Origin of the sequence: Vibrio sp. 1731 (assembly GCF_033339955.1) — a bacterium.
Taxonomy (GTDB): Bacteria; Pseudomonadota; Gammaproteobacteria; order Enterobacterales; family Vibrionaceae; genus Vibrio; species Vibrio alginolyticus.
The window spans coordinates 1-25,901 of the sequence record NZ_JAWOVO010000037.1; the positions used below are offsets into that span (position 1 = coordinate 1).

The following is a 25,901-nucleotide window of genomic DNA, read 5'->3' on the forward strand; positions in this document are numbered from 1 at the left end:
GAATTGGTAGACGCACCAGATTTAGGTTCTGGCGCCGCAAGGTGTGAGAGTTCAAGTCTCTCCTTCCGCACCATTATCGGAAAACCCAGCATGACTTTGCTGGGTTTTTTCTTTTTTTGGTTCTGGACTCGGGAAATCATTAGATTTGCCGAATTAAAAAAGCGAGCTCATGGCTCGCTTTTTTTCTATCTGTGATTTGAGTAGCTTACTACATACCTAACGCGTATTTCAGTACTTGAGCCTTAATTGGCCCTGAGTTTTCAGCAAGCTTCAATGCAGCATTACGTACGAACTTCAATGGCCCTAGATCGTTGCTAAAACCTTTATAGAAAAAGTCCATGCCCGTCTGCATGAGTAAGTTGTCAGGTCGACGTGCGCGTTCGTATTTCGCGAGTAAGGTATCTTCCAGCTTTTCTTGTTGTTCTGTTACCGAAAGGAGAACGTCTACATCTTTGAAGCCTAAGTTTACCCCTTGCCCTGCAAGCGGGTTGATCGTATGGGCAGAGTCACCCACTAATACGCAATTTTTGCTTGAGTAGCTTTGCGCATGACGACGAGTGAGTGGGAATGAGCCAAACTGTAAAACTTCAATATCGCCTAATTCTGCAGGGAAATGACGTAAGATTTCTTCCCTTAGTTGAGGTTTACCCATCGCACACAGTTGTTTAATACGTTTAGGCGAGTCATACCAAACCAAAGAACCTTGGCCTACTATTTGACCATCGTCGTTACTCAAAGAGCACAGAGGTAAAAATGAACGTGGGCCTGAAGGTGTAAATTGTTGCCAAGTAATATCTTGCTGAGGCAATTCTGTTTTCACGTTAATCAACATGCAGTGTTGTCGGTAATCCCACGCAGTTACACCAATTCCAGCCAATTGACGAACTTTAGAGTTTGCACCATCAGCACCAATCACCCAGTTAGCTTCAAACTGCGCCCCACTTTCTAGTGTCACAAGATTTACATCTGCAAACTCAATGGCTTTTAATCGCTCAGGACACATCACGGTTAGATTTTCATACTTAGAGAAGACTTGCCAAAGACCTAATTGGATTAGGCGATTTTCAACGATGTAACCTAGCTGATCCAATGACAATTCATCAGAGTGAAAACGAGTACGGCACTCTGGGTGCTCCCAAGTTTCTAACCGCCGATAAGGACAAACTCGCATGCTCTTGATCTCTGACCATGCTCCGAGTGAATCAAGTAACTCCACCGACTGGTGCGAGATTGCAGATACACGAATATCCATCGCCTGAGCGGCATCAAAAACTTTAGGTTTTGTACCTTCGACCAAGACAACGCTTCTGCCCTGCTTGGCAAATCCAACAGCGACGGCTGCCCCGACCATACCGCCACCGATCACGGCGATGTCATACTTGTTCATTTTTCACTCTTCATCGTGCTGATTAATTGGCGTTTTTTATTGTACTTTCCATGGCTATTTTTACAAAATTGTTTAACAAAAAACCTTGTTCTGCATAGGGCGAAAAACTAGATTTCATCGGGCTTTGCAGAGAATTAGCTAGATCACTAGTCAGGTGCTTTTTAAAGCAGTACAATACGCCGCTTACCGCCGTGATGGCGGCTATAATTTGAGCAATAGCTCTCCGATTTAAGTACAACTGAACGAGCGAAAGTGAGATGAGTAAGAAACTGCTAATTAAAACCTGGGGCTGCCAGATGAACGAATACGATTCATCAAAAATGGCCGACCTGCTTAATGCTGCAAACGGCTACGAGCTGACGGAAGAGCCAGAGGAAGCAGACGTACTTCTACTTAACACCTGTTCGATCCGTGAAAAAGCGCAAGAGAAAGTTTTCCACCAGCTAGGCCGCTGGAAAACACTAAAAGATAAAAAACCTGGCGTAGTTATCGGTGTAGGTGGTTGTGTAGCAACGCAAGAAGGTAACCATATTCGTGAACGTGCACCATACGTTGACGTTATTTTTGGCCCACAAACTTTGCACCGCCTACCTGAGATGATCAAACAATCTCAGTCCGATGATGCACCAGTTATGGACATTTCGTTCCCAGAGATCGAAAAATTCGACCGCCTACCTGAACCTCGCGCTGAAGGTGCGACAGCATTCGTTTCTATTATGGAAGGCTGCTCTAAGTACTGTACTTACTGTGTCGTACCGTACACTCGTGGTGAAGAAGTAAGCCGTCCAATGGATGACGTACTGTTCGAAATCGCCCAACTTGCTGAACAAGGCGTACGTGAAGTAAACCTTCTGGGTCAAAACGTAAACGCGTACCGTGGTCCTATGCACGATGGTGAGATCTGTTCATTTGCAGAACTGCTTCGTTTGGTTGCGTCTATCGATGGTATCGACCGTATTCGTTTCACGACGAGCCACCCGTTAGAATTCACAGACGACATCATCGCAGTATACGAAGATACGCCAGAACTTGTGAGCTTCCTGCACTTACCTGTGCAAAGTGGTAGTGACCGTATCCTAACGATGATGAAACGCCCTCACACCGCTATCGAATACAAATCGATCATCCGTAAACTGCGTAAAGCTCGTCCTGATATTCAAATCAGTTCAGACTTTATTGTTGGTTTCCCTGGTGAGACAGACAAAGACTTCCAAGACACCATGAAGCTAATCAAAGATGTAGACTTTGACATGAGCTTCAGCTTTATTTTCTCTCCACGTCCAGGTACGCCAGCAGCGGATTACCCTTGCGATGTGTCAGAACAAGTGAAGAAAGAGCGCCTTTACGAACTACAGCAAACTATCAATGCTCAAGCGATGCGTTACTCTCGCTTAATGCTTGGCACAGAACAACGTGTTCTAGTTGAAGGTCCTTCGAAGAAAAACCTAATGGAACTACGCGCTCGTACAGAAAACAACCGTGTAGTAAACTTTGAAGGTAGTGCAGACCTAATTGGTCAGTTCGTTGATGTGAAGATCGTAGACGTATTTGCAAACTCACTGCGTGGTGAGCTAGTACGTACTGAAAAAGACATGGATCTTCGTAGTGTGATTTCCCCAACGCAGATGATGGCGAAAACACGTCGCGAAGATGAGCTGGGTGTAGCTACTTTTACGCCGTAAGCTCGTATAAATAGCCATAGAGAGCCTGGTCGTTATCAGGCTCTCACTAAGTGGCAAAAAATGAGAGGCAACATTGAGCAATAAAATCGTAACTCTAGAAATTAACCTAGAACCTTCAGACAACCGCCGACTAGCTAGCCTGTGCGGTCCATTCGATGACAACATCAAGCATTTAGAACGTCGTCTAGGCGTTGAAATTAACCACCGTAGTGACCACTTTACGATTGTCGGTAAACCTCATACCGCATCAGCTGCGCTGGATATCCTGAAAACTCTATATGTTGATACCGCACCTGTACGAGGTGAGATCCCAGATATTGAGCCTGAGCAAATCCATCTAGCGATCAAAGAGTCTGGTGTTCTTGAGCAGAATACTGAGTCTAATATCGAGCATGGTAAAGAAGTCTTCGTCAAAACCAAGAAAGGTGTGATCAAACCACGTACGCCAAACCAAGCGCAGTACTTGGTTAACATGGTCACGCATGATATTTCTTTTGGTATTGGCCCGGCAGGTACAGGTAAAACCTACCTTGCTGTAGCAGCAGCTGTTGACGCACTAGAGCGCCAAGAGATCCGCCGTATTCTACTTACTCGTCCAGCGGTTGAAGCTGGTGAGAAATTGGGCTTCCTACCTGGTGATTTAAGCCAGAAAGTCGACCCATACCTACGTCCGCTATACGACGCCCTATTTGAAATGCTGGGCTTTGAGCGCGTAGAGAAGCTGATTGAACGTAACGTGATTGAGGTTGCCCCTCTTGCTTACATGCGTGGTCGTACTCTAAACGACGCCTTCATCATTCTTGATGAGAGTCAGAACACCACTGTTGAGCAGATGAAGATGTTCCTAACGCGTATTGGTTTTAACTCTCGCGCGGTTATCACTGGTGATGTCACGCAGATTGACTTACCTCGTGGTGCGAAATCGGGTCTTCGTCATGCTATTGAAGTACTAAGCGAAGTTGACGACATCAGCTTTAACTTCTTCTTAGCCGACGACGTTGTACGTCACCCTGTGGTTGCTCGTATCGTTAACGCGTACGAGAAGTGGGAAGCACAAGACCAGAAAGAGCGTAAAGAGTTCGAGAAACGCCGTCGTGAAGAACGCGATGCGAAGTTACTAGAAGCAGCAAAAGCCGAACTGAATGCACAAGTTGCTTCAACTAAGGAATAATCATGGCGATTGAACTTGATCTGCAACTGGCAGTCGAAAATGAAGAAGGTCTGCCTTCGCAGCAAGATTTCCAATTGTGGCTAGATAAGACAATTCCTCTCTTCCAGCCACAAGCCGAAGTCACCATTCGTATTGTTGATGAACAAGAAAGTCATACGCTCAATCATGAGTATCGCGGCAAAGATAAACCAACTAATGTGTTGTCGTTTCCATTTGAAGCACCTCCTGGTATGGAAATAGATTTACTTGGTGATTTGATTATTTGCCGCCAAGTTGTTGAAAAAGAGGCGGTTGAACAGAGCAAGCCTCTGCTAGCACATTGGGCGCATATGGTTGTACATGGCAGCTTGCATCTGCTAGGTTATGATCATATAGAGGATGACGAAGCCGAAGAGATGGAGTCCCTCGAAACCGAAATCATGCAAGGTATGGGTTATGAAGATCCTTACATTGCTGAAAAAGAGTAGCTATTGGCCACTCGACAGGGAAAGGCGAACCACCTAAATGACTCTCGTGTTCGCCTCTCTATGTGTGCTATCACACTTCTGATAGCGTTACTTAATTGAGAAACAATGAACGAAGATAATTCTCCCTCTTCTAACGAAGATAAGAAAGAAAAGGCAGAAGGTCCGAGTAGAAAGTCCTTCTTTGAACGTCTAGGTCAACTATTTCAGGGCGAACCAAAAGATCGCCAAGAGCTTGTGGATGTTATCCGCGACTCTGAAGTTAACGACCTGATTGACCATGACACTCGCGATATGCTCGAAGGTGTTATGGAAATCTCCGAAATGCGTGTGCGTGACATTATGATCCCGCGTTCGCAAATGGTTACAGTTGAGCGTACTCACGACCTTGATACCTTGGTTGCTTTGATTACCGATGCTCAACACTCTCGCTACCCTGTGATCAGCGAAGATAAAGACCATGTGGAAGGCATACTTCTAGCGAAGGACTTACTTAAATACTTAGGCTCAGGCAGTAATCCATTTGATATCGAAGAAGTCATTCGACCAGCGGTTGTGGTACCGGAAAGTAAACGCGTTGATCGACTGCTGAAAGAATTCCGTGAAGAACGTTATCATATGGCCATTGTTGTCGATGAATTCGGTGGTGTTTCTGGTCTTGTGACCATTGAAGATATCCTTGAGGAAATCGTCGGGGATATTGAAGATGAATTCGATGAAAGTGAAGAGACGGACATTCGTAAGCTGAGCAAGCATACGTTTGCTGTCAGAGCGCTGACAACCATCGAAGAGTTTAATGAGACATTCGGAACCAACTTCAGCGATGAGGAAGTTGATACCGTTGGTGGTATGGTCATGACTGCCTTTGGTCACTTACCTTCTCGTGGTGAACTGGTTGAAATTGAAGGCTACAACTTCAAAGTCACCGCTGCCGATAACCGTCGTGTCATTCAACTCCAAGTGACGATCCCAGACGAAGAAACCCTGGTTGAAGCCACTCAAGAGTAACGCGATACCCATTGGGAATCTCAGAAAATTACAATGATGAATGAACTCTTTCATCGCCTTAAGCGGCCCTTAGTGGCCGCTTTTGTTGGCGCCTCTACTACACTCGCTTTCGCTCCTTACCAGCTGTGGCCTATTGCCATTCTTAGCCCTGCAATTCTACTGATTCTTCTTGCTAACCAAACTCCGAAACGCGCACTATGGATTGGTTATGCTTGGGGGTTAGGTCAATTTGCAACTGGCGTTAGCTGGGTTTACGTCAGTATCTCCGGTTTTGGCGGTATGCCGCTCATTGCCAATTTATTTTTAATGGGCTTACTTGTTGCCTACTTGGCTGTTTATTCAGGCTTATTTGCTTGGCTCAACAACAAGCTGTTTCCTCAATTTACGCTCACAAAAGCACTTCTCGCTGCACCTGCTTTATGGCTGATCAGTGATTGGTTGCGTGGTTGGGTGATGACCGGCTTCCCTTGGTTATGGCTAGGCTATAGCCAGATAGATGCTCCACTCGCAAGCTTTGCACCAATTGGCGGCGTAGAACTGCTTACTCTATTTATCCTTATCAGCGCAGGGGCGTTAGCCTATGCATGGATTCATAAGCAGTGGCTGATGGTGATTATCCCTGCGGTACTACTCAGTACTGGCTTTGGGATTCGCAACTACGATTGGGTAACACCCCGACCAGAAGACACGACTAAGCTCGCACTAATTCAAGGTAACGTAGACCAAAACCTAAAGTGGCTACCAAGTCAACGCTGGCCAACCATCATGAAGTACGCTGACTTAACTCGTGAAAACTGGGATGCTGACATTATCGTTTGGCCAGAAGCAGCAATTCCCGCTTTTGAAATTGAAGTGCCTTCATTTTTGAGCAATATCGACAGCGCTGCAAAAATGAATAACAGCGCAATCATCACCGGTGTCGTCAACCAAGCTGAAGATCGACAGTTCTACAACAGTATTCTGTCCCTCGGCATCACACCATACGGTGACTACAGCTTCGATTTAAGCGAACGTTACCATAAGCATCACCTACTACCGTTTGGTGAGTTTGTACCATTTGAAGATATTTTGCGCCCATTAGCGCCATTCTTTAACCTACCGATGTCATCGTTTAGCCGTGGGGCTTTTGTGCAGCCAAACATCGTTGCGAATGGCATGCACATGGCACCAGCGCTTTGCTATGAGATCATCTTTAATGAGCAAGTGCGTCAAAATGTGACTGACGAAACAGACTTCATTCTAACGCTTTCAAACGATGCATGGTTTGGTCACTCTATCGGCCCTCTTCAGCATATGGAGATCGCCCGTATGCGTGCCTTAGAGTTAGGTAAACCGCTCATCCGCTCGACTAACAACGGATTAACAGCGGTAACCGATCACAAAGGTAAAATCGTTGAGCAAGTACCGCAGTTTGAAACTGCAGTACTGCGCGCAGAGCTCACCCCAACCGATGGGAAAACGCCATATCGAATCGTTGGTACTTGGCCATTGTATATTTGGGTAGGGTTAAGTTTAGCTCTGGCTTTCGGTTTAAGAAGAAAACAGAGCTGATAACAGCTTGAAAGTAGAAAAGACAAAAAAGAGGCGACTAAGCCTCTTTTTTATTCATAGCATTATACTGTCGTTACGCGCCATTTATGGCTTTAATGACTGACGAGTAAAGCCTTTGTGACCACATTTAATACACGGAATGATTACAGTTGGATGGTTATACGTTGTCTTGTGACCACACTCATCACAGACTAAAGTGCCTAAGCCTATCACCTCTCCTGCTTCATATAGCCCTTGATGCTCTAAGTCATCGAACAACTCAACCCACTCAACTTTAGTTCGGTCAGTAATCTCTAACAGCCCTTGCCATATCGAGTCCGCAATCGTTAAGTAAAACGGGCCGCTTTTGCTATCCTCGTAACTCTCTGAAAACTCTTTTAAGTCTGCTTTAAGGTACGCTTTGATTAAAGCCAATTCATCTTTGGTCAAGTCATTAGCAGCATCCACCACTTTGCCCGACGTCTCAATCGCTTTGTTAACTTCTTCCGGACTGTGCTTCAAGGTTTCAATCACATCCTCGAGCATTTCCTCATAACCTGTTTTACGTTTAGGCATAACTGACCTCCATCTTTCTCCTACCTGCGTCACTTAAGGGCGCATGGGTACAGATTGGCTATTGTTGTGATCCCTAGCTTTAGGTATTCTATGACGATCTATTTAAGTCTGTTCTAACCGAACTCACAAATTCCAAGATAACGGATACCATCGATGCAAGAACAATACAACCCACAAGATATTGAACAAAAAGTTCAAAAGCACTGGGATGACAACAAAACCTTTGTTGTAAGTGAAGACCCAAATAAAGAAAAATTCTACTGTCTGTCCATGTTCCCATACCCAAGTGGTCGACTGCACATGGGTCACGTGCGCAACTACACTATCGGTGATGTAGTATCTCGTTTCCAACGCCTACAAGGCAAAAACGTGATGCAACCAATCGGTTGGGACGCATTCGGTCTACCTGCAGAAAACGCAGCAGTAAAAAACAAAACTGCGCCAGCACCTTGGACTTACGAAAACATCGAATACATGAAGAACCAACTTAAGCTTCTAGGCTTTGGTTACGATTGGAACCGTGAATTCGCAACATGTACACCGGAGTACTACCGCTGGGAACAAGAGTTCTTCACTAAACTTTACGAGAAAGGTTTAGTTTACAAAAAGACTTCTTCTGTTAACTGGTGTCCTAACGACCAAACTGTTCTTGCAAACGAGCAGGTTGAAGACGGTTGTTGCTGGCGTTGTGATACGCCTGTAGAGCAAAAAGAAATCCCTCAATGGTTCATCAAAATCACTGAGTACGCTCAAGAGCTACTAGACGACTTAGACAAGCTTGAAGGTTGGCCTGAAATGGTGAAAACCATGCAGCGCAACTGGATTGGTCGTTCTGAAGGTGTTGAACTGAAGTTTGAAGTTAAGGGTCAACAAGACCTAGAAGTTTACACAACACGTCCAGATACGCTAATGGGTGTGACTTACGTGGGTATCGCAGCCGGCCACCCTCTTGCAGCTCTTGCAGCAGAGAACAATCCAGAGCTTGCAGCGTTTATCGACGAATGTAAGAACAACAAGGTTGCAGAAGCTGAGCTAGCGACAATGGAGAAGAAAGGTATGGCAACTGGCCTTACTGCTATTCATCCATTGAACGGCCGCGAAGTACCAGTATACGTAGCAAACTTCGTACTGATGGACTACGGTACAGGCGCGGTAATGGCTGTACCTGCGCACGACCAACGTGACTACGAGTTCGCAACGAAGTACGGTCTAGACATCGTGCCTGTTATCAAGCCTGCTGATGGCAGCGAGCTAGACATCTCTGAAGCAGCATACACAGAGAAAGGCGTACTGTTCGATTCAGGTGAATTCGACGGCCTCGAATTCCAAGCGGCGTTCGATGCAATTGCAGCGAAGCTAGAAGCAGAAGGCAAAGGCACTAAGACTGTAAACTTCCGTCTACGCGACTGGGGTGTATCTCGTCAACGTTACTGGGGCGCACCAATCCCAATGGTAACGACTGAAGACGGTGAAGTTCACCCAGTACCTGCTGACCAACTACCAGTGATTCTTCCAGAAGACGTGGTAATGGACGGCGTAACCAGCCCAATCAAAGCAGACAAAGAGTGGGCGAAGACAACCTTTAACGGCGAACCTGCTCTACGTGAGACAGATACGTTCGATACGTTCATGGAATCTTCTTGGTACTACGCGCGTTATTGTTCACCGCAAGCAGACGACATCCTAGATCCAGAAAAAGCAAACTACTGGCTACCAGTAGACCAGTACATCGGCGGTATCGAGCACGCTTGTATGCACCTACTGTACTCACGCTTCTTCCACAAGTTGCTACGTGACGCGGGCTACGTAACGTCTGACGAACCGTTCAAGCAACTACTGTGTCAAGGCATGGTACTGGCTGATGCGTTCTACTTCGAGAACGAGAAAGGTGGTAAAGAGTGGGTAGCTCCAACAGACGTAGCCGTTGAACGTGATGGTAAAGGCCGCATTACTTCTGCTAAAGACACTGAAGGTCGTGATGTAACGCACTCAGGCATGATCAAGATGTCTAAGTCTAAGAACAACGGTATCGACCCTCAAGAAATGGTAGACAAGTACGGCGCTGACACAGTACGTCTATTCATGATGTTCGCGTCTCCAGCGGACATGACACTTGAATGGCAAGAGTCTGGCGTAGAAGGTGCGAACCGCTTCCTAAAACGTGTTTGGAAACTAGTGAAAGAGCACACAGCGAAAGGCGCAGCAGAAGCAGTAGATACCGCAGCGCTTTCTGGTGATCAAAAAGCACTTCGCCGTGACGTTCACAAGACTATCGCGAAAGTGACGGACGATATCGCTCGTCGTCAAACATTCAACACCGCGATCGCAGCGATCATGGAGCTGATGAACAAACTAGCGAAAGCGCCTCAAGAATCTGCGCAAGATCGTGCAATCCTTGACGAGGCACTGAAAGCTATTGTTGTCATGCTTTACCCTATCACTCCGCATATCTCATACGAGCTATGGGCAGCACTAGGTGAAACAGACATTGATAACGCGGCATGGCCGACGTTTGACGAAAAAGCGCTAGTTGAAGACGAAAAAACTATCGTTGTTCAAGTTAACGGTAAGCTACGTGCGAAGCTAACAGTCCCAGCTGATATCTCTAAAGACGATATCGAACAGCTTGGTCTAAACGACGAAAACGTGGTTAAGTTCACTGATGGCCTGACTATTCGTAAAGTTATTTACGTTCCAGGTAAACTGCTGAACATCGTTGCAAACTAATCGCAGCTGTCAATTTGTCTCTGTTTAGCGAACTTATTTGTTAACCAAGAGTCATTAAACAGGGTAGTTTTCTACCCTGTTTATTTACCTCAAACCATTCACATGAGTGGTTTAAGGTAAATAACCCCTTCAATTTAGGATGAATACAATCAATGCGCTTTTTCTCTTTGATTAAACTACCAGTGGTATTGGTATTAGCGGGGCTTCTTTCTGCCTGTGGTTTTCACCTTCGCGGCGAGTATTCCGTACCGGAAGAGCTGCACACTATGTCTTTCTCCAGCTACGATGAATACAGTGAATTAACTCGCTATGTTCGCTCTCAACTCGAACTGAACAAAGTTGAACTTGTTCAACCATCATCGACGGTACCCAACCTTCATTTGACGGAAGCGACAATCGATGAGCGTACACTATCGCTTTATCAAAATAGCCGTGCAGCAGAAAAAGAGCTGACATACGTAGTAAAATACCGTGTGACAATTCCTGGCTATGGTTCTAAAAACTTTACGACAACAGTAAACCGCAACTACCTAGACAACCCGTTGACCGCACTTGCAAAATCTGTTGAGCGTGACGTAATTGAAGACGAGATGCGCTTGCAAGCTGCAAAACAGATGATGCGCCAGTTGGGCCGTATTCGTGCCGAATATGAAGCAGGACAAATCTCTGAGCCAGCGAACAAAAACTCTTAGTCACTATGCGAATTTATGCCGATAAGCTAACGGATCATTTAACTAAACAAATTAAACAGGTTTACTTAATCTTTGGTAATGAGCCGTTACTGATTCAAGAAAGCCGCCAAGCAATCCAAAAGGCAGCGTTTCAGCAAGGTTTTGAGGAAAAACACCGTTTTTCGGTGGATGCTAGCATCGACTGGAACCAAGTTTACGACTGTTTCCAAGCGATGAGCCTGTTTTCAAACCGTCAATTGATTGAGCTTGAAATTCCTGAAAGTGGCGTAACAACCGCCGTCAGCAAAGAGCTGCAAACACTGTGTGATATGCTTCATGATGACATCATGCTCGTCATTGTTGGTAGCAAACTGACCAAAGCCCAAGAAAATGCGAAATGGTTCAAAGCATTAAGCTCAAAAGGCGATTGGGTAAGCTGCTTGTCGCCAGACCTTCAACGCCTACCTATGTTCATTCAGACACGTTGCCGCACGTTGGGACTAAAACCCGATCAGCAATCACTGCAAATGTTGGCTCAATGGCATGAAGGTAACCTATTTGCATTGACACAAAGCTTAGAGAAATTGGCCCTACTCTATCCGGATGGTGAGCTGACCATCATACGTTTAGAGGAAGCCCTAAGTCGCCATAATCACTTCACTACCTTTAACTGGATCGACGCCTTACTGGCAGGTAAAGCAAACCGTGCACAACGTATTCTTCGCCAACTTGAGGCGGAAGGGGTTGAGACCGTGATCTTGATTCGAAGTGTACAAAAAGAGTTGAGCCAACTTTTAAATATGCATCAAGACTTAACTCAAATGGGAATGAACCAGGTATTTGAGAAATATCGAGTTTGGCAAAACAAGCGTCCACTCTATAACGCAGCACTGGCCCGCTTATCAGCGAGTCGTATTTGTGCATTGCTCTCCTTATTGGCTCAAGCCGAGATAAAAGCCAAAACTCAATATGACGAGTCTGTATGGCCAACTATTCATCAGTTGAGCTTAGAAACCTGCTCTCCTGATATTAAGCTGGCAATTTAAAAATCAAAGCGTGATATAGTGCGCGACCTGTTTTGCAAGCAAGAATGTAAAACACTGTAGAGATAAGAGACAAACCGAGGAAAACCGAGTGCTTCGCGAAGAACTGAAAGACTTTTTAGCTGATAAAGCCGACGACATGAAAGCGGAAGACATTATCGTCCTAAATGTGGAAGATAAATCAAGCGTGACAGATTACATGATCATCTGTACTGGTACATCCAAACGCCACGTTTCATCCATCGCTGACCATGTTGCAACAGAAGTGAAAAAAGCCGGTCTTGAGCCACTAGGAATGGAAGGTGAAAACGAAGGTGAATGGGTAGTCCTAGATATGGGCGACGCCATGCTTCACGTGATGCAAGAAGAGCACCGCGAACTCTACCAGCTAGAAAAACTCTGGGGTTAATCTTTTGAAAATTCAACTAATTGCTGTTGGCACAAAAATGCCAAAATGGGTTGAGGAAGGCTTTCAAGAATATCGTCGCCGTTTCCCGCATGATATGCCGTTGGAGTTGATTGAAATCTCTGCTGGCAAGCGTGGTAAGAATGCCGATATCGCTCGCATCCTGCAAAAAGAAGGAGAAGCGATGCTCGCGGCGGTACCAAAAGGCAACCGTATCGTCACGTTAGATATCCCAGGTAAAAAATGGGACACTCCTCAACTCGCTGAGCAGTTAGAAGCTTGGAAATTAGATGGCCGTGATGTATCAATATTAATCGGCGGTCCCGAAGGACTCGCTCCTGCATGCAAAGCTGCAGCAGACCAAAGCTGGTCATTGTCTGCCTTAACGCTACCCCACCCTCTAGTGCGTATCGTAATGGCAGAAAGCTTATACCGAGCGTGGAGCATCACCGCTAACCACCCTTATCATCGCGAATAATCGTTGTTTAACTTTAGAGCCAAGCGTTAATGATTCGTAAACGCCGCAGTCAAATCCGAGATTATCAAGCCGAAGCGCGTCTGTTTGCCAGCCGCGCTATTGTTGCTTTTATCGGCATTGTTGTCTTGATGGGAGCTCTGGTTGCCAACATGTACAACATTCAGGTGAACCAGTTTCAAGACTATCAAACCCGCTCGAACGATAACCGCATCAAAGTAGTGCCTATCGCGCCTAACCGAGGTCTAATTTATGACCGAAATGGCGTTTTACTGGCAGAGAACCGTCCCGTCTTTAACTTAGAACTGACCCCAGAAAAAATTAAAGACATTGATGCAACCATCCAAGAATTACAAACTATTCTGGAAATTACACCAGACCAGATTGAACGTTTCCACCACGAGCGTAAACGGACTCGTCGATTTAAATCGGTCCCACTGCTTACCCAACTGAACGAAAAACAAGTAGCGGTATTCTCCGTCAATCAGTACCGCTTTCCAGGTGTGGAAATAAGTGCGACCTTAAAGCGCTACTACCCTTTCAGCGAAGTCTTAACCCACGTGATTGGGTATGTTTCTCGAATTAATGATCGCGACATGCAACGCCTGATCCGAGAAGAAAAAGACGCAAACTATCAAGCCACTCGCGACATTGGTAAGCTGGGTATTGAAAAATACTACGAAGACCTCTTACACGGTACAGCCGGATATCAAGAAGTCGAGGTAAACAGCCGCGGCCGAGTAATTCGTACCTTAAAGTACGTTCCACCTGTACCCGGAAAAGACATCGTTTTAAACCTTGATATCAACTTGCAGTTGTACGTACACCAATTATTGGACGGCCGCCGAGGCAGTGCTGTAGTAATCGATCCTAGAGACAATGGTGTACTGGCTATGGTTTCGAGCCCTAGCTACGATCCTAACTCGTTCGTGCACGGAATCTCAGGTAAAGACTATCGCGCCCTTTTGAACGATAAAAACCGTCCTTTGGTCAACCGCACTACACTTGGCATTTACCCTCCTGCCTCTACCATCAAACCATTTATGGCGGTAGCCGCGCTGCAAGAAGGTGTCGTCACACCTAACACCACACGAAATGATCCTGGTTATTGGCGCATACCAAACTCTAACACACGTCCGTTCCGGGACTGGTTGCGTTGGGGACACGGACGCGTCGATATCATTAAGTCGATCGAAGAGTCTGTTGATACCTTCTACTATCAAATCGCTTATGACATGGGTATTGACCGTATTTCGAATTGGATGATGATGTTCGGTTTTGGTGATTACACTGGCATTGATATCTACGAAGAAAGTAAGGCGAATATGCCGACTCGTGACTGGAAAATGTCTCGCCATAAAACCCCATGGTATAAAGGTGATACGATCCCTGTGGGTATCGGCCAAGGATATTGGACAGCAACACCAATGCAAATCGCCAAAGCAACCTCCGTATTAGTAAACGAGGGAGAAGTGATCGCACCTCACTTGCTCAAAGCGACGATAGAAAATGGTAACGACTTCGAAGAGCAGCAAACAACAGAATACGTGACTTACCCACCAATCAAGAATGTGCCTAAAAAGTACTGGGATATGGCGAAAGAAGGCATGCGTCGGGTAAACCATGGCACGCGCGGAACAGCTCGACGCTCATTCTACAAAATGAATTATGAAACAGCGGGTAAATCAGGTACTGCACAGGTCTTCGGTCTGGGTGAAAACGAAGAGTACAACGCCGATGAGATCGCCGAGCACTTACGTGACCATGCGTTATTTACTGGCTTTGCACCATTTGATGATCCTAAAGTGGTCGTCACTGTAGTACTAGAAAATGCCGGTGGTGGTTCTAGTAACGGTGCCCCAGTAGTAAGGAAAATTTTTGACCGAGTCGTTCTTGGTCCAGAAGAAATTGAGCCTGAAAACAATGCGAAGAAAGAGGTAAAACAGTAATGAAGATGGATCCCTCTACAGGTAAAAATCGCGCCCTGTTTGAACGCTTCCATATCGACTTACCACTCCTACTTGGCATACTGGCCCTGATGGGGTTTGGCCTGGTGATCATGTACAGCGCCAGTGGCCAAAGTTTACTGATGATGGATCGCCAAGCCATGCGAATGGTGCTTTCACTCGTTGTGATGCTCGTCCTTGCGCAGCTTTCTCCACGAACTTACGAAAGCTTGGCACCTTTGATGTTCGTTGGTGGCGTTATACTGCTTTTCGGCGTGCTGTTTTTCGGTGAAGCATCGAAAGGCGCGCAGCGTTGGCTTAACCTCGGTTTTGTGCGCTTTCAACCGTCAGAGCTATTGAAGCTCGCGGTGCCATTAATGGTGGCTCGCTATGTTGGTAGACAGCCCCTCCCACCAACGCTAAGAACACTCATTGTTGCACTGATTATGGTCTGCTTACCAACCATTCTCATTGCAAAACAGCCTGACTTAGGTACCTCGATCCTGATCGCGGCTTCCGGTATTTTTGTTATCTTCCTCGCCGGCATTAGCTGGAAAATAATTGCTGGTGCTGCGATTGCATTAGGTGGTTTCATTCCAATTCTGTGGTTTTTCTTGATGCGAGAGTATCAAAAAGTGCGAGTTCGTACTCTATTTAACCCGGAATCTGATCCGCTAGGAGCGGGCTACCACATTATTCAGAGTAAAATTGCGATTGGCTCCGGCGGTATTTCCGGCAAAGGTTGGTTGCAAGGTACGCAGTCACAACTAGAATTTCTTCCTGAACGACACACTGACTTTATCTTTGCAGTAATTGCTGAAGAATGGGGTATGATTGGCTTCCTTTGCCTTTTAGCCATCTATCTATTTATTATTGGACGAGGTTTATATCTCGCCAGCCAAGCGCAAACCGCATTTGGACGAATGATGGCAGGCAGTATTGTACTCAGCTTCTTCGTGTATATTTTTGTAAATATTGGCATGGTAAGTGGCATCCTACCTGTAGTAGGTGTACCGTTGCCACTCATCAGTTATGGCGGCACATCAATGGTAACCTTGATGGCTGGTTTTGGTATTCTGATGTCGATTCATACGCACCGAAAAGCATTCTCTAAGGCGACCTAGACATGCAAAAACGCGCTTTATATTCCTTGGTTTTCTCTGCTCTTATTTTGGCAGGCTGTTCATCAACTAGCCAAAAAGAACAAGAAGGCCGTTACGAACTCGAATCCGATGTTGCACCGGATACACCGCTTTCAGTCGAACACATCGAGGATGCGCATCCTAAATATGAACCGTACAGCCTAGGTGGGAACAAAGATTACCACTTGCGTGGCAAAGACTACAAAATAGTTCGCAATGCGAAAGGCTTTAAAGAAAAAGGCCGCGCATCTTGGTATGGGAAAAAATTCCAAGGTCATTTGACTTCTAATGGCGAAATCTATGACATGTATTCAATGACGGCAGCGCATAAAACGCTACCGTTACCAAGTTACGTAAAAGTTACCAATACTGACAACGGAAAAACCACCATAGTACGAGTTAATGACCGAGGTCCTTTTCACGATGGCCGTATCATTGATTTAAGCTATGCCGCCGCGCACAAGTTAGATGTCATAAAAACAGGCACCGCGAACGTGGAAATTGAAGTGATCAGTATCAATCAGCCCACGGACAAAAAGTCATTAGAAGCGCACCCTAGGTACGTTATTCAAGTGGCATCATCAAAAAATGAAGAACGCGCGCGAACTTTAGGTACCGAGCTTGGTCAAAAATTGGATACAGAAACTTTCCTAGAGAGTGCGAAAGAGTCTTATCGCTTGTTGTTAGGGCCATTTACTGACTATTCCCTGACGCAAGCCACATTAGATAAAGTAAAGTTGCTCGGCTATTCGTCTGCATTTATTAAAAAACACAACACTGCCAAATGACCTCGTGTCATGAATTTCTCTTTGATCCCCCTCTTACATAACTAGGGATTCTGATAAGATGTCTGCAGTTAACCCAAAAATTTGAATTACCATGAATAAAAATAAGTTTGTGAAATCTATTCTCGTTTCTTCGGTTGCCCTTTCTGCAACTTTCGCTCAATCTGCTCTTGCATCACCTATCGTTGTTCCAGATGCCCCTCAAATCGCGGCGAAGGGCTACGTGCTGATGGATTACCATTCAGGTAAAGTACTGGCAGAGAAAGAGATGAACACAAAATTGTCTCCAGCTAGTCTGACTAAGATGATGACCAGCTATGTAATCGGCCAAGAGCTAGCCCGTGGTAATATCTCAGAAGATGATGATGTCACCATCAGTAAAAATGCGTGGGCGAAAAACTTCCCTGATTCATCAAAGATGTTCATTGAAGTAGGCACAACAGTTAAAGTACGTGACCTGAACCGAGGTATCATCGTCCAGTCAGGTAACGATGCCTGTGTTGCGATGGCAGAACATATTGCAGGTTCAGAAGATGCGTTTGTTGACCTAATGAACGCTTGGGCCAACACATTGGGTATGACTAACTCGCACTTTGCCAACGTTCATGGCTTAGATAACGCAGAATTGTACTCAACACCATACGACATGGCACTGCTAGGTAAAGCACTTATCCGTGACGTACCAAATGAGTACCGAGTGTACTCAGAGAAGAAATTTACTTACAACGGCATCACCCAATACAACCGTAACGGTCTACTTTGGGATAAGAGCATGAACGTTGACGGTATCAAAACGGGTCACACAAGTAATGCGGGTTACAGCCTAGTAAGTTCAGCAACTGAAGGTCAAATGCGCTTGGTTGCGGTCGTTATGGGTACTAAAGATGCCAATGCTCGTAAGTCAGAAAGCAAAAAGCTACTAAGCTACGGCTTCCGTTTCTTCGAAACAGTAGCACCGCACAAAGCAGGTGAAACGTTCGTTGAAGAAAAAGTGTGGATGGGTAACAAAGACACTGTAGCGTTAGGCCTTGACCAAGATACTTACGTAACACTACCACGTGGTGAAGCGAAAAACCTAAAAGCCAGCTTCGTCCTTGAAAAAGAGCTAGAAGCCCCAATTAATAAAGGTGATGTAGTTGGTAAGCTATACTATCAGATCGATGGTGAAGATATTGCCGAATACCCACTAATGGCACTAGAAACCGTAGAGCAAGGTAGTCTATTTAGCCGCATGTGGGATTACATCGTATTGTTATTCAAGAGCTTCTTCTAAGAAGGACGTTAGAGTAGCAAACTTATTCGCAAAGCCGCCTGAAAGGGCGGCTTTTTAAGTTTGAGATCCTCGTCTTGAGTTCCCCCTAATTTGACTGTACTATTTCGCACCGCAACGAATATCTACTGGAGTTATCGATATGCTAACCATCAACTCTGATGCAAAATTAAAAGACCTGCTTGAGTTCCCTTGTTCATTTACTTACAAGGTAATGGGTCATGCAAAGCCTGAACTTCCAGAGCTTGTTCTTGAAGTTATTCAGCGCCATGCTCCAGGTGACTACAGCCCGACCGTTAAACCAAGTGCTAAGGGCAACTACCACTCGGTATCAATCAACATCACTGCAACGTCTATCGAGCAAGTTGAGACGCTATACAAAGAGTTAGGTGAAATTGACATCGTGCGCATGGTTCTATAATTTTTTGATAGATTAAATTTTTTTTGAAAGCAGCTTCGGCTGCTTTCTTTTTATTTATCAACCAGATAACAAAACTTTACATCGCTTTCAGTTAAAAATCTGTTACTCAGCGGTAGAGCATCAAGGTTATCCGGTTTATAATCCAAAAACTTTATATATTAGCAACAGGAATTCCCATGCAACACCAACTTGTTGTAAAACGACTTGGCCGCCAAGACTATGAGCCTGTATGGAAGGCGATGCATGAGTTCACCGACCAACGCACAGAAGAAACCCGTGATGAAGTCTGGTTGGTAGAACATAACCCAGTATTTACGCAAGGACAGGCAGGTAAAGCTGAGCACTTGATTAACACTGGCGATATTCCTGTTGTACAAAGTGATCGCGGAGGCCAGGTTACGTATCATGGCCCTGGTCAGTTGGTCGCCTACTTCTTGATCAACCTACGCCGCAAAAAATTAGGTGTACGAGATCTCGTTACCACAATCGAGAACCTCGTGATCAACACGCTAAAAGCATACAATATTGACTCAGCCGCGCGACCTGACGCACCAGGTGTCTACGTTGCCGGTAAGAAAATATGCTCTCTCGGTTTACGCATTCGTAAAGGATGCTCGTTTCATGGTTTAGCCTTGAACGTAAATATGGATTTAACACCGTTTCTGCGTATTAACCCTTGTGGTTATGAAGGTATGGAAATGGTTCAGGTCAGCCAATTTGGCGGCCCAGACAATGTAGAAGCCGTAGAAAAACAATTAATAGAAGAACTCGTTACTTTGCTCGATTATGAGCAAGTAGAATTCAGCACAGAAGCACCTTCTCAAGGTAATAAAGCATGAGCAAACCAATCCAGATGGAAAAAGGCGTTAAATATCGTGACGCCGATAAAATGGCATTGATTCCCGTAAAGAACATGCCTACAGAGCAGAAAGAAGTGCTACGTAAGCCTGATTGGATGAAGATCAAGCTACCAGCCGACAGCCAACGAATTCAAGACATCAAAGCGGCGATGCGTAAGAATAAACTTCACTCCGTATGTGAAGAAGCATCTTGCCCGAACCTAGCGGAATGTTTTAACCACGGTACAGCTACCTTCATGATCTTAGGTGCTATTTGTACTCGTCGTTGTCCTTTCTGTGACGTTGCTCATGGCCGCCCATTACCACCGGAAGCAGAAGAGCCTCAAAAACTGGCGAAAACCATTGCCGATATGAAGCTGAAATACGTAGTAATCACTTCTGTTGACCGTGACGATCTGCGTGACGGCGGTGCACAACACTTTGCCGATTGTAACCGCGAGATCCGTGCGTTAAACCCGCATATTAAGATTGAAACACTGGTTCCTGACTTCCGTGGTCGCATGGATGTAGCGCTTGATCTAATGAAAGACAATCCGCCAGATGTCTTCAACCACAACTTAGAAACAGCGCCACGTCTTTACCGTAAAGCTCGCCCAGGTGCGAACTATAAATGGTCACTTGAGCTTCTTAAGAAGTTCAAAGAGCAGCATCCCGATGTACCGACCAAGTCTGGTTTGATGATGGGTCTTGGTGAAACCAAAGAAGAAATCATCGAAGTACTGAAAGATCTACGCGCACACGGCGTAACGATGCTGACTCTAGGCCAGTACCTAGCGCCAAGCCGTCACCACTTGCCAGTAGAACGTTACGTTCCACCATCAGAGTTTGACGAGCTAAAAGAAGTTGCACTAGAACTTGGCTTCACGCATGCAGCGTGTGGTCCATTTGTTCGCTCTTCTTACCATGCCGATATGCAAGCTCAAGGTATCGAGATTAAATAAGCTCTCGCTTGTTTTGAAAAGAAAGGTTGGCTCAGTGCCAACCTTTTTTGTATCTGGCAAATGATGATAAAAAGCCATTCTACCACCGTCATTCTGAACAGCGAGGAACGAGCGTGATTCAGAATCTGTTTTCAGAATACTGATGATTTTTAGGGAAACTCTGAGTAAAAGAGTGTGCCTCAACAAGATTCCTGATCTCGTCTCGGCTCGTCGGAATGACGTGGTTTGGATATATTGAAAAGGGACAGTGTTGGTAGCCATCCCCTTATCACACCCTCTCGCTATATCTCATTCCAAACGCCAGACAAACAAAAAGGCCCTCAAATGAGGGCCTTTAGTATATCAATGTTCAAAATAGATGAGTCGAGTTCTAGGAGAACACACGGAGTTTACGCGAGCAAATGAGTATGTTCGACACCGAAATCGACTCATTCTATGAAGAACAGTTAGGCGTAAACCGGTAGACGCTTACAAATTTCTAGCACTTTCTGTTTAGTCGCTTCGATAACTTCTTCGTTGCCGATGTTATCTAGAACGTCACACATCCAGTTTGCTAGCTCTTTTGCATCTTCTTCAGTGAAGCCACGGCGAGTGATCGCTGGCGTACCTACACGGATACCAGACGTTACGAATGGGCTGCGTGGGTCATTTGGTACTGAGTTCTTGTTTACAGTGATGTTTGCAGCACCTAGTGCCGCGTCTGCGTCTTTACCAGTGATATCTTTGTCGATTAGGTCAACAAGGAACAAGTGGTTTTCTGTACCGTTAGATACGATTTTGTAGCCACGCTCTTGGAACTGACCAACCATTGCTTTTGCGTTTTTCACTACGCGAGCTTGATAAGCTTTGAACTCTGGCTCCATCGCTTCTTTGAACGCTACTGCTTTACCAGCGATAACGTGCATTAGAGGGCCACCTTGACCACCAGGGAACACTGCTGAGTTCAATTTCTTGTACATATCTTCGCCAGCATTTGACAAGATAAGACCACCGCGAGGACCTGCTAGTGTTTTGTGCGTCGTTGTTGTTACCACGTGAGCATGCGGTACTGGTGTTGGGTATTCACCGGCAGCGATAAGACCAGCTACGTGCGCCATATCAACAAATAAGTAAGCACCTGCTTTGTCAGCAATTTCACGCATGCGTTTCCAATCAACGATTTGCGAGTAAGCAGAGAAACCACCGATGATCATCTTAGGTTTGTGTTCAAGTGCTAGCTGTTCCATCTCGTCGTAGTTGATTTGACCAGCTTCATCGATACCGTAAGGGATAACGTTGTAGTGCTTACCCGAGAAGTTTACTGGTGAACCGTGAGTTAGGTGACCACCGTGCGCTAGGCTCATGCCTAAAACTGTATCGCCAGGGTTAAGAAGCGCCATGTAAACTGCGCTGTTTGCTTGAGAACCTGAGTGAGGCTGTACGTTAGCGTACTCACAACCAAATAGTTGGCATGCACGCTCAATTGCTAGTGCTTCAGCTTTATCTACGTACTCACAACCGCCGTAGTAACGCTTACCTGGGTAGCCTTCAGCGTATTTGTTCGTTAGCTGAGAACCTTGCGCTTCCATTACACGTGGGCTTGTGTAGTTTTCAGAAGCGATAAGTTCAATGTGTTCTTCCTGGCGAAGAGTTTCTTCCTGGATAGCTGCGAACAGTTCCGCATCGTAATCTGCGATGTTCATATCACGCTTAAGCATCTGTATCTCCTGACTCAGATTAGTACTGAAAGTTGCAAAAAAACTGTTGAATGACCCGACGCAAACGTTTTCGTCACCCTGATGGCGCGCATTCTACATAATTTGATTTAGGTCATAAAGAGAAATTTACAATTTTTCTCATGCAGTTTTTTCATGATGACAAGCAATGTTTACCATGCCAGCATTGCAATCGCATAACGACAATCTATTGCCTGTCAAATTTGTGCTTTACACCCTGTAAAACAGCAATTACATAGGTTTACCGTAAATTTTACCCTCTAGCTACCGAAAAGATCATCTTTTTACTACTATGCACGCCTTATTTATCACTAATGACTGCAATATTGATGGAAAAACACTCATTAAAAGAAGACTGGATAGCGATTCTCACGGGTACCTTTTTAGTAGCTCAAGGCGTTTTCTTTCTCCAATCCGCGAACCTTCTAACGGGAGGCACGACTGGATTGGCTCTGCTTATTAGCCAATTTACACCTTTTACCTTTGGTGTGCTGTACTTTTTAGCAAACAGTTCTTTTTACTTACTAGCATGGAAACGCTTCGGCCGTCATTTCGCCATTAATAGTGCCATTTCTGGCGCGTTGGTTTCTATCTTTGCCGATCATCTTTATTTGCTAATCTCGCTCGAATCGGTAAATGAAGTTTATTGCGCCGTCGCAGGCGGGCTTTTAATGGGGCTCGGTATGCTGATCCTATTCCGACATCGCTCCAGCTTGGGTGGCTTTAACGTGCTGTGTTTGTTTATCCAAGACAAATTTGGCATTTCAGTTGGCAAAAGCCAAATGGCAATCGATGCATGTATCCTGTTTGCTTCATTCTTCTTTGTCACACCAGAAGTGATTGGCCTTTCAATTTTGGGGGCGTTTGCACTCAATCTCGTGTTAGCGATGAACCACAAACCGCACCGCTATTCCGTGACCTACGGTTCATAAATTTTTGATAATGATTGAAGCGCGATTTATAAGATTTCGCGCTCCAATCGCTATATAATACTTCGCGATTTCCAAATAGATCGGTACGGTATGCGCGACTTTCTGCAACAAGCTAAACAGACTCACAGTTGTATTGCGATTGGAGAGCTGATCTATAACCCGAAGACACAGACCCTTCATCAAGATGTTATCGCGATTGATCTTGAACCTCGCACCATTGAATTATTAGAACTGCTGTTAACAAGCGTTGGCCACCCACTCTCTGCTGACACCATTATTGAAACCATTTGGCAGAGCAAGTTCATCTCTAAGAATGTGCTCACGAACCGCATTAGCACCTTACGTGCCCTGCTACAGCAGTACTTACCCGAATACGATGCCGCTAAGCTTTTAGTCACTTACCCCCGCAAAGGCTACTTTCTTAACCCTGCCAATATTCGTTTGGTGCCACCAGCGAAAAGCCATCGACGCGTTATCCCAACTCAGGTTGCGAGGAATAAGAACTTCAAGCTGATTTTTGCTTATAGCTTGTGTGCCATACTTGCGGTTTGTAGCGTGACGCTCGCAAGCTTGCTATGGAAACGCCAAGAGATTTCAACACAACAAACACGTCATCAGTTACTTATCCCCAAAGTCGAGTTGCTGCTCAACCGTGTCGATGCAATCGGCTCTCAGGCGCGAAAATATCGCACACTGGTCAAAGCCGTCTTACTACAACAACAAGTAGAATATCCATATACCGACATCGCTAACCAAGACGCTCCAAGTTACTTTCTGGATCCCATTGGTCATACACCGTATTTCCCTGGTGCAAGAAATATGCAGACCAGTGATTACGAACTCAACATAGAGTTAAAAGACGGCGCAGAACAAGGCAGCTTGAAAGCGCAGATGAACCTTATTTATCCTGCGACAGGGAAACTGGCGTTTCGCAACGAATACACACTGCGCTTATCCGAACTACAATCGGACATCTTCCAAATTCACTCGGATGTCGCACAATACTTCAACCTGCCTGCACCTTCGGCAAGTTCGTGGCAGCTTTCGAATATTCACAAAAAAATGTTATTCGAGAATGCCTTTTCTAGCCAACCTCTCCAACAAGCTGATGAGTTTGCAGCTATCACAACCGCAAGACATCTCGCGTTGTACGAGCACGAACATCAAAAGCTGGAAGCGTATTTAACTCAAGTACAATCGTCGTTTGATGTTTTGCCAGATGAGCTGAGCCTCTGGTTAGGTCTATTGCATTTCAAATTAGGTAACTTAGACAGGGCAAAAGCTCTGTTAACGACACCAGATGGCGACTCACGTATCCAAAACGCACTGATTTATACCTTTGTGTCTCACATTGCTTATAAGCAGAACAAACTTGAACAGTTCCGTCTCAACTACATGGAATCACTGGTGGCGCTGCTGCGCGTTTTACCTTCCGAAACCTTGTTTGAGCGTCTTTCTCAATCTGAATCAAAAGAGACTTGCCTCCAACCGTGGAAAACGTTGCATGTTAGTGTCACCGATCAAGAAATCATAAGCCGATGGAAAGCGCTCATTAACGAGTATTGCACTAACGTAGCCAACGAAATAACCCCAAATAAAACAAAGATATAAATATAAAATTAAGCTTTCATTAACCCCTGTTAGCTTTTGTTTTTTGCCCTTTTTCTCTCACTGAACTTAGCATGCTCGCATTCAAGCAACGGCCCAACATGAAGCGGCCTTATCAATCAGGAATGTAAACCATGCTAAACAAAATGACGCTTATCGCAGCAGCAACTCTGGCTCTTTACGGCTGTGGCGGAGGTTCGTCTTCTGGCAGTGCGAATCCAAACAAAGTGCCTCAAGAAAGTTTCGACGTCTCGATTCACAACTCAATCTTCGCTCCCACGCCAAGCACACAGCTAAACTACGCATTTAGCTTGGATGGCCAACCAGAAGGCGACATGAAACTGAGCTTCCAAGCGATGGGTCGCGAGCAAATATTGGCAGCATTGGCACAAATCCCAAACAGCGAGGCAATGGTCCAGTTGGTTAATGACTTGGTGAACTACGGCGCCGAACAGTTCTACTATTCAGACGAGCAGTACAACGACGACGAAGAGAGCAATACGCTTTACTTTGCAGGATCAGATGGTGCACTCCATGAAATCACTGACACTTATTTCATTGGTCATCAGTTTATTGCCATGCTTATGCACAGCGGTCCGATTTTCCGCCTAAACGGTGACGACGTAAAAGAGAAAAGCCCGAATATTGACATCGGTGAAGAAACTATGTCTCTGCAAACCACTCTTACAGGCTACGCAGTTCACAACCTTCTAGACCGTTTTGAAGAGCATGAGTGGGTACAAAACCTTCCTATGACAGCATCTTGCCAAGTGGTTTGGCAACAGCAAATCCGAGAGACTGGCGTGCGTAAAGCGTTCTCGATCTCAGGCAAGAAAATTGAAGCGGCATACCTGATGGAAGAGAACATCTACAACCTAAACTGTGATGACATGGACTCAATGGAGTTCGCCACTTCGGCAGAACGTTGGTTTAATCCGAGCTTAGGTCTGATAGAACAAATTGAACTGCTGAAAGTACAACAATTACAAATCAACGAAGAGAAAGTGCAGCTAACAGCGATTGAAACAAAATAAGCCTGTACTCCACAAGTATCTCGCATCTCAATAAAAAAGGTTCATCGCGGCTTTCCGGGGAAAGCCGCTTTTATCTTTAAGAAGAAGTAATCAGTATCTCGATATCC

The 25,901-nt window shown here is 45.4% G+C and carries 24 protein-coding genes; 21 read left to right on the forward strand and 3 right to left on the reverse strand.

Translation table 11 applies throughout. The features are described from left to right. A partial coding sequence (locus tag R7035_RS23900; RefSeq protein WP_206949545.1) for a hypothetical protein occupies positions 1-195 on the forward strand: 195 nt, incomplete at its 5' end. A gap of 13 nt (positions 196-208) precedes the next feature. Here R7035_RS23900 and R7035_RS23905 read toward each other — a convergent pair. Beyond that, positions 209-1,387: a 2-octaprenyl-3-methyl-6-methoxy-1,4-benzoquinol hydroxylase gene (locus R7035_RS23905; RefSeq protein WP_064369039.1), complete on the reverse strand. Its 1,179-nt coding sequence runs from the start codon at positions 1,385-1,387 to the stop codon at positions 209-211. A 257-nt stretch (positions 1,388-1,644) separates the two neighbouring features. Between R7035_RS23905 and miaB the strand changes: the two genes are divergently transcribed. From miaB to lnt, 5 genes are all read left to right on the forward strand, one after another. Beyond that, positions 1,645-3,069: a tRNA (N6-isopentenyl adenosine(37)-C2)-methylthiotransferase MiaB gene (gene miaB / locus R7035_RS23910; RefSeq protein WP_318146298.1), complete on the forward strand. Its 1,425-nt coding sequence runs from the start codon at positions 1,645-1,647 to the stop codon at positions 3,067-3,069. A 73-nt stretch (positions 3,070-3,142) separates the two neighbouring features. After that, a complete protein-coding gene (locus R7035_RS23915) occupies positions 3,143-4,240 on the forward strand; it encodes a PhoH family protein (protein ID WP_005373033.1) in 1,098 nt (365 codons plus the stop codon). Positions 4,241-4,242: 2 nt separating this feature from the next. Then, a complete protein-coding gene (gene ybeY / locus R7035_RS23920; protein ID WP_005373030.1) occupies positions 4,243-4,707 on the forward strand; it encodes an rRNA maturation RNase YbeY in 465 nt (154 codons plus the stop codon). A gap of 105 nt (positions 4,708-4,812) precedes the next feature. Next, positions 4,813-5,712, forward strand: coding sequence for a CNNM family magnesium/cobalt transport protein CorC (corC, locus tag R7035_RS23925; RefSeq protein WP_005384118.1), 900 nt, complete (start codon positions 4,813-4,815; stop codon positions 5,710-5,712). A 33-nt stretch (positions 5,713-5,745) separates the two neighbouring features. Beyond that, on the forward strand, positions 5,746-7,263 hold the full coding sequence (gene lnt / locus R7035_RS23930; protein WP_005384119.1) for an apolipoprotein N-acyltransferase: 1,518 nt from the start codon (positions 5,746-5,748) through the stop codon (positions 7,261-7,263). Between the two features lie 84 nt (positions 7,264-7,347). Here the strand turns inward: lnt and R7035_RS23935 are convergent, their stop codons facing one another. Beyond that, entirely contained in the window at positions 7,348-7,818 is a 471-nt protein-coding gene (locus R7035_RS23935; RefSeq protein WP_005373024.1) for a zinc ribbon-containing protein, read from the reverse strand. A gap of 153 nt (positions 7,819-7,971) precedes the next feature. Between R7035_RS23935 and leuS the strand changes: the two genes are divergently transcribed. The 12 genes from leuS to lipA all read left to right on the forward strand — a co-directional run bounded on the left by leuS (position 7,972) and on the right by lipA (position 20,505). Continuing rightward, positions 7,972-10,545 carry a leucine--tRNA ligase gene (gene leuS, locus R7035_RS23940; RefSeq protein ID WP_005391313.1) on the forward strand — a complete coding sequence of 858 codons (2,574 nt, stop codon included), beginning with the start codon at positions 7,972-7,974 and terminating at the stop codon, positions 10,543-10,545. 152 nt (positions 10,546-10,697) lie between these two features. Beyond that, entirely contained in the window at positions 10,698-11,237 is a 540-nt protein-coding gene (gene lptE / locus R7035_RS23945; protein ID WP_005384122.1) for an LPS assembly lipoprotein LptE, read from the forward strand. Between the two features lie 5 nt (positions 11,238-11,242). Next, positions 11,243-12,262, forward strand: a complete 1,020-nt coding sequence (holA, locus tag R7035_RS23950; protein ID WP_064369038.1) for a DNA polymerase III subunit delta — start codon at positions 11,243-11,245, stop codon at positions 12,260-12,262. 88 nt (positions 12,263-12,350) lie between these two features. Then, the gene (gene rsfS, locus R7035_RS23955) at positions 12,351-12,668 is read left to right on the forward strand and encodes a ribosome silencing factor (protein ID WP_005373015.1); all 318 of its coding nucleotides are present in this window, start codon (positions 12,351-12,353) and stop codon (positions 12,666-12,668) included. Positions 12,669-12,672: 4 nt separating this feature from the next. Next, positions 12,673-13,143, forward strand: a complete 471-nt coding sequence (gene rlmH, locus R7035_RS23960; RefSeq protein WP_017821762.1) for a 23S rRNA (pseudouridine(1915)-N(3))-methyltransferase RlmH — start codon at positions 12,673-12,675, stop codon at positions 13,141-13,143. Positions 13,144-13,172: 29 nt separating this feature from the next. Further along, a complete protein-coding gene (gene mrdA, locus R7035_RS23965) occupies positions 13,173-15,089 on the forward strand; it encodes a penicillin-binding protein 2 (protein WP_005384126.1) in 1,917 nt (638 codons plus the stop codon). Continuing rightward, a complete protein-coding gene (gene rodA / locus R7035_RS23970; protein ID WP_005384128.1) occupies positions 15,089-16,210 on the forward strand; it encodes a rod shape-determining protein RodA in 1,122 nt (373 codons plus the stop codon). The genes mrdA and rodA overlap by 1 nt, the downstream gene beginning before the upstream one ends. A 2-nt stretch (positions 16,211-16,212) precedes the next feature. Continuing rightward, positions 16,213-17,016 (forward strand): septal ring lytic transglycosylase RlpA family protein, encoded by an 804-nt coding sequence (locus R7035_RS23975; RefSeq protein ID WP_017635670.1) that lies wholly within the window; start codon positions 16,213-16,215, stop codon positions 17,014-17,016. Between the two features lie 91 nt (positions 17,017-17,107). After that, the gene (locus R7035_RS23980; protein ID WP_005384132.1) at positions 17,108-18,286 is read left to right on the forward strand and encodes a serine hydrolase; all 1,179 of its coding nucleotides are present in this window, start codon (positions 17,108-17,110) and stop codon (positions 18,284-18,286) included. A gap of 139 nt (positions 18,287-18,425) precedes the next feature. After that, on the forward strand, positions 18,426-18,704 hold the full coding sequence (ybeD, locus tag R7035_RS23985) for a DUF493 family protein YbeD (protein WP_005384135.1): 279 nt from the start codon (positions 18,426-18,428) through the stop codon (positions 18,702-18,704). Positions 18,705-18,880: 176 nt separating this feature from the next. Continuing rightward, complete coding sequence (gene lipB, locus R7035_RS23990; protein WP_005384137.1) at positions 18,881-19,543, forward strand: lipoyl(octanoyl) transferase LipB; 663 nt, start codon at positions 18,881-18,883, stop codon at positions 19,541-19,543. Then, positions 19,540-20,505, forward strand: coding sequence for a lipoyl synthase (gene lipA, locus R7035_RS23995; RefSeq protein WP_005391329.1), 966 nt, complete (start codon positions 19,540-19,542; stop codon positions 20,503-20,505). Before lipB ends, lipA begins: the two co-directional genes overlap by 4 nt. Positions 20,506-20,951: 446 nt before the next feature. On the opposite strand, the gene glyA is transcribed toward lipA, so the two are convergent. Further along, a complete protein-coding gene (gene glyA / locus R7035_RS24000) occupies positions 20,952-22,202 on the reverse strand; it encodes a serine hydroxymethyltransferase (RefSeq protein WP_005381985.1) in 1,251 nt (416 codons plus the stop codon). A 347-nt stretch (positions 22,203-22,549) separates the two neighbouring features. Here glyA and R7035_RS24005 point away from each other — a divergent pair, with 347 nt between their 5' ends. From R7035_RS24005 to R7035_RS24015, 3 genes are all read left to right on the forward strand, one after another. Next, the gene (locus tag R7035_RS24005; protein WP_318146299.1) at positions 22,550-23,152 is read left to right on the forward strand and encodes a YitT family protein; all 603 of its coding nucleotides are present in this window, start codon (positions 22,550-22,552) and stop codon (positions 23,150-23,152) included. A 90-nt stretch (positions 23,153-23,242) separates the two neighbouring features. Then, the gene (locus tag R7035_RS24010) at positions 23,243-24,763 is read left to right on the forward strand and encodes a transcriptional regulator (RefSeq protein ID WP_262651964.1); all 1,521 of its coding nucleotides are present in this window, start codon (positions 23,243-23,245) and stop codon (positions 24,761-24,763) included. 131 nt (positions 24,764-24,894) lie between these two features. Next, positions 24,895-25,794, forward strand: a complete 900-nt coding sequence (locus tag R7035_RS24015) for a hypothetical protein (RefSeq protein WP_262651965.1) — start codon at positions 24,895-24,897, stop codon at positions 25,792-25,794. Positions 25,795-25,901 lie beyond the last annotated feature (107 nt).